The organism is Bradyrhizobium sp. P2_E8 (genome assembly GCF_056403875.1).
Map to the genome: position 1 here is coordinate 1 of NZ_JBFUES010000587.1, position 4,777 is coordinate 4,777.

Below are 4,777 nucleotides of genomic sequence, written 5' to 3' on the forward strand. Positions count from 1 at the left end.
TGATCAGCGAGCCGAGGCGGCGCATCTCCGCATGCAGCAGGCCGACGGCATTGTTGGCGGCGTCGTCCGAGCGGAACGAATTGGAGCAGACGAGTTCGGCGAGCCCGTCGGTGCGGTGCGCCTCGGTCATGCGGTCGGGCCGCATCTCGTGCAGCACCACGGGCACGCCGGATTTGGCGACCTGCCAGGCGGCTTCCGAGCCGGCAAGGCCCGCGCCGATCACGTGCACAATGTTGGAATGGGGTCCTGTCATGGGGCGGACAGGTAGCGCTTTTCGGCGGTCAGTGGAATCGCCGAGATCGAGTTTTCTGCCTTCAGGAACGACAACGCCCGCACGAGGCGGGCGCTATCGGTTCGTCCGGTAAAGGGCTGAACGATATCAGCCCTGATACTGACCGGCGGCAACGCGCGGGATGTCCGAGCGATCGAGGCCGATGTCGGCCAGTTCGCGATCGCTGAGCTGGGACAGCTCGGCAACATTGCGCTGATAGTCCCGGAAAGCCTGGATCATGCGGATGAGCGAGAGCAGCATTGGTAGTCTCCTGTAGTTCGATTCAGCCCTTGCCCGGGCCTCATCGTTGAAATGAATATAGGTGAGAGTGGTGCAGTGCGAAAGTTCCGATGTTGCGATGCAGCTAAGCGAAGAACGCATAGCATCGGTAAGGGGCGATTAACCTCTTGGCAGTCCCGCCCAACAGCTGGGCGTTAGATGTTGCAGATCACAATAAAAGCCCGTGAAATCACGGATTTATGAAAGAATCTGCGGTTCCGATGGTGATGGAAATAAGGTGCATTCTCGCGACCTGCAAGACGACGCGGCAGCTTGTAAGCCCAAGTCTCGCATGCGCAAATCGCATGAATCAGGAAATTTGGAAATGAATATAAATTCATAATATGGAACGGGTTCCGCCGGCCTGAGGGAGCTCGTCGGCGTGAGGAGATTCGCTCGGCTCGCTTAGGAAGGGCCACTGAAGTTGCTTGCGGCGAAGCCAGATATCGCGGGCCGATCGCCGGGAGTCGGGCGCGGTCGTCGTTGGTGCGGTGCACACACGCCCAGGGTGTGAGTACTTGATTACAAGGTTGTAATGAAAATCAGAAGTTTCGCATGCGGCTCTGCGCGGCGCGCAACATCACGCAATTCTCGCGGGGAATTTATTGCGGCAAGTTGCCGCGTCGGCAGCAAAGTCGTGGCGCAGATTCCGGCAATCTCGCTGGGGCTGTCCCAAGAACAAGAGAAGGAAAGTAACATCATGACGAAGTTACTCGGGGTTATCGCCATTGCCGCCGTCGCGTTCGCCGTCGCACCGGCCCAGGCCGCCAAGCACGCCATGGGCGGCTGCAGCTCGGCCAATCTGGAAAAGACGGAGACCGCGATCGAGAACATGCCCGACGGCGACGGCAAGTTCGTGGCGCAGAAGGAGATCGCGGCTGCGCAGGACTCGCTGCTCAACGGCAAAATGGGTGCGTGCGGCGCGCATCTGAACAAGGCGATGCACGCCACCATGGGTAAGTAAACGCTTCAAGAGAGGGCCGGTCGCCGGGCGATCGGCCCTACGCTTTTGTGCGCGGGATCTTAAGGGGCGCGCGCGAGCTGGGTGGCGAAATAGGCGACGGTCTTGGAATAGACCTCGCTCTTGTTCCACTGCTGCAGCACCGCGAAATTCGGGCTGCCCGGCTGCCAATCCTTGCCGCGCTGCCAGCCATAGCCGGCGAGATAATTGGCGGTGGAGGCGAGCACGTCGGGCGCGTTGTGCAGGAGATCGCGCTTGCCATTGCCGTCGAAATCGACGGCGTATTTCATCCAGGACGAGGGCATGAACTGGGTCTGGCCGAGCTCGCCCGCCCAGGCGCCCTTCATGTCGGCGGGTGCGAGATCGCCGCGCTGGACGATGCGCAGCGCGTCCAACAGTTCGCCGCGAAACTGCTCGGCGCGCCGACAGTCATAGGCCAGCGTCGCCAATGAACGGATGGTTGCGAACTTGCCGGTGTTGACGCCGAAATCGGTCTCGAGACCCCAGATCGCGACCAGCACCTCGCCTGGGACGCCATAGGTCTGTTCGATGCGGGACAGCACCGAGCCGTATTGCTTCATCATGTTGGAGCCGCGCGTCATGCGCGGCGGCACCATGCGGCCGGAAAACTCCTCGAAGGTCTGGGTGAAGACCTTCTGCGAGCGGTCGCGGTTGAGCACGCTCTGATCGAGCGTCACGCCGGCGAGACCGGCGGCAATGGCCTGCTGCGAGATGCCTTTCGCCGCGGCGTCGGTTTTGAAGTCCGCAAGCCATGCGTCGAAATTGCCCGAACCGCAGGCAACGGCGGCGAGCGCAGGTTCGGCGGATAGGATTGACGCGGAGAGGGCTAAGGCTGCGAGAGCAAGACGAGAAATCGTCGGGGTCATCAGATGAAATGGATTCCGTGAAGTGATCTGACCGGCGGGGCGCAATCTCGGTCGGAACCGCGGCCAAAGCAAGGCGCATGACGAGCCCGATCCTGCCCGGAGCCGGGCAGGATCGGATGTCACGCGATCGTTAAGCGTCCGTCCGATTCCGCCACGGGAAGAGGTTGGCGGGGAAGTCGGCGGCGGACTTGCGCGGACGATGCGGCGGAGGCGGCACAGGCCGCGCACCGGGATCGGATGCGATCACCTTGCGGTACAGATGCCAGGTGGAATGCCCGAGCAGGGGGATCACCACGGCGAGGCCGACGAACGCCGGGATCGTGCCGAGCGCCAGTAGCACCGCCACGATCAGGCCCCAGGCCGCCATCGGCACCGGGTTCCTGGCGACAACGCGCAGCGAGGTGACCATCGCCTCGAACGCACCGGCATGGCGGTCGAGCATCAGGGGGAACGACACGGCGCTGATGCAGAGCGCGGCGAGCGCGAACAGGAATCCGGTGCCGCAGCCGACCACGATCAGCCACCAGCCCTGCCGGGTGGTTAGCACGCGCGTGATGAAATCCGAGATCCCGGTCACGCCCTCATAGCCGAAGGCTGCGACATAGATCGCCTGTGCGGTTGCAACCCAGGTCACGAACAGGGCGAGCAGCAATGTGCCGAGACCGAGCATGGCACCGAACGAAGGCGAGCGCAGCACCTCCATGGCATCCCAGGCGCTGGCCTCTTCACAGCGTTCGCGCCGGCTCGAGAGCTCATAGAGACCCAAGGCCGCGAAGGGCCCGATCAAGGCGAAGYCAGCGGCGAGTGGAAACAGCAGCGGCAGCACTGAATAGCCCATCACCACGCGGGCGAGCACGAGGCCCAGCACCGGGTAGATCACGCACAGGACGATGGCGTGGCTCGGAACTGCCTTGAAATCCTCCCAGCCGCGCCTCAGCGCGTCATGCAGGTCGGACAGTTGGATGGTCCGGATGGTTGGTCCCGCCGCGTTAGCGGGCGGGGCCATTGTAGGGACATTGCCCTGGTAGAGTGTGGCCATGGTCGCTAGCTCCCTTGCCATGCAGCCGAATCCGGCGCCGGCAAACGGCGCAAGCGGCCGCTATTCTTGGATGATCGCGATCCCGACCAGACGCGAATTCCGGACGGCATCGCGAACTGAGCGGGAAGCGTACTCCCAATTCCGAGTCCTGTCCCTCACGCCTGGGTGAGATTCGATGCCGCACCGCAACTTCGACGGTGTCATTCGGTCGTCATTTCGCCGCAGATAAGCTGATGCTGGTTGTCGGTTCGCAGAACTCCGCGGGCGCAACGCAAAAACTTCGTCTATAAGTGCCACTCAAGGCCTTCCAACGGGATCCTTTTCGGGGAGCAGACATGAGCATTTTCGGGAAAATTATGGGCGCGATCTTCGGTAGCCATCCGGCTTCCGCCGCACCCGCAGGCAGCGCACCGTCGGGCAGCGCGCCCGCAAGCGCCGCGCCGGCCGGATCGGCACCGGCCGCAGCGCCGATGGCAACGGTGGACGTCGCAGCCATYGTCGACAAGCTAGTGGCAGCCCAGAAGGAGAAGCTCGAGTGGCGCACTTCGATCGTCGACCTCATGAAGGCGCTCGACATCGATTCGAGCCTTGCCGCGCGCAAGGATCTCGCCAAGGAGCTCGGCTACACCGGTGACATGAACGACTCCGCGAGCATGAACGTCTGGCTGCACAAGCAGGTGATGTCCAAGCTCGCCGCCAATGGCGGCAAGCTGCCGCCGGAGATCAAGCACTGATCGATCGTTCGGACGCAACCAAGGGCCCGCGGGATCGCGGGCCCTTTTGCGTTCAGGCAACGAGGTCCGCATCCTCCGGATGCTTGTCGAGATAGTCGACGACGAAGCCGCAGCCGGCGATCACCTTCCTGCCGTCGCGGCGGATCAGGTCCAGCGCGCCCTTGACCAGCTCGGAAGCGATGCCGCGGCCGCGCAGCGCGCGTGGCGTCTCGGTATGGGTGATGATCACCGCCGACGGGGTCAGCCGGTAGCTGGCGAAGGCGACCTCGCTGCCGATATCGAGCTCGAAGCGGCTCCTGTCCTTGTTGTCGCGTACCGATGCCGCCATGCAAGCTCCTTCCGAAGTGCGTATTGCTTGCCGATCTAGGAGCCCGACCCGGCACTTGGCAAGCGCGGCCAAGGGGAGGTTCAAGGGAGTTGCCGGACCCTAATATTTCCTGACCCTACTCTTGCAAGTTCCGCGGCGGTTCCCACGTCCTTGAGAAGGACATACGCCCGAATGCGGCCGGCACGGTCGCCAGACATTCGGAGTGTCGTGATAGCCAGCCGCAGACGTATGCCTCTCTTGTAGGAGGTTACGATGTCGGACTTTGGTTTCTTGAATAC

7 protein-coding genes are annotated in these 4,777 nt (G+C 62.8%); 2 read left to right on the plus strand and 5 right to left on the minus strand.

From position 1 onward, the window contains the following. The coding region (locus AC1D00_RS27160) for an FAD-dependent oxidoreductase (protein ID WP_477012779.1) at nt 1-253 on the minus strand (253 nt) is incomplete at its 3' end. Nucleotides 254-379: 126 nt separating this feature from the next. Then, the gene (locus AC1D00_RS27165) at nt 380-532 is read right to left on the minus strand and encodes a DUF1127 domain-containing protein (protein WP_007590701.1); all 153 of its coding nucleotides are present in this window, start codon (nt 530-532) and stop codon (nt 380-382) included. Between the two features lie 655 nt (nt 533-1,187). On the opposite strand from AC1D00_RS27165, the gene AC1D00_RS27170 reads away from it, so the two are divergent. Continuing rightward, entirely contained in the window at nt 1,188-1,514 is a 327-nt protein-coding gene (locus AC1D00_RS27170) for a hypothetical protein (RefSeq protein ID WP_404556560.1), read from the plus strand. A gap of 59 nt (nt 1,515-1,573) precedes the next feature. Here the strand turns inward: AC1D00_RS27170 and AC1D00_RS27175 are convergent, their stop codons facing one another. After that, nucleotides 1,574-2,398, minus strand: a complete 825-nt coding sequence (locus AC1D00_RS27175) for a lytic murein transglycosylase (RefSeq protein WP_135175280.1) — start codon at nt 2,396-2,398, stop codon at nt 1,574-1,576. Nucleotides 2,399-2,528: 130 nt separating this feature from the next. Then, a complete protein-coding gene (locus AC1D00_RS27180) occupies nt 2,529-3,437 on the minus strand; it encodes a DUF2189 domain-containing protein (protein ID WP_477012780.1) in 909 nt (302 codons plus the stop codon). Nucleotides 3,438-3,772: 335 nt separating this feature from the next. On the opposite strand from AC1D00_RS27180, the gene AC1D00_RS27185 reads away from it, so the two are divergent. Next, nucleotides 3,773-4,171, plus strand: a complete 399-nt coding sequence (locus tag AC1D00_RS27185) for a DUF3597 domain-containing protein (protein ID WP_027546617.1) — start codon at nt 3,773-3,775, stop codon at nt 4,169-4,171. Between the two features lie 52 nt (nt 4,172-4,223). On the opposite strand, the gene AC1D00_RS27190 is transcribed toward AC1D00_RS27185, so the two are convergent. After that, complete coding sequence (locus AC1D00_RS27190; protein ID WP_135175283.1) at nt 4,224-4,499, minus strand: GNAT family N-acetyltransferase; 276 nt, start codon at nt 4,497-4,499, stop codon at nt 4,224-4,226. Between the last annotated feature and the right edge of the window lie 278 nt (nt 4,500-4,777).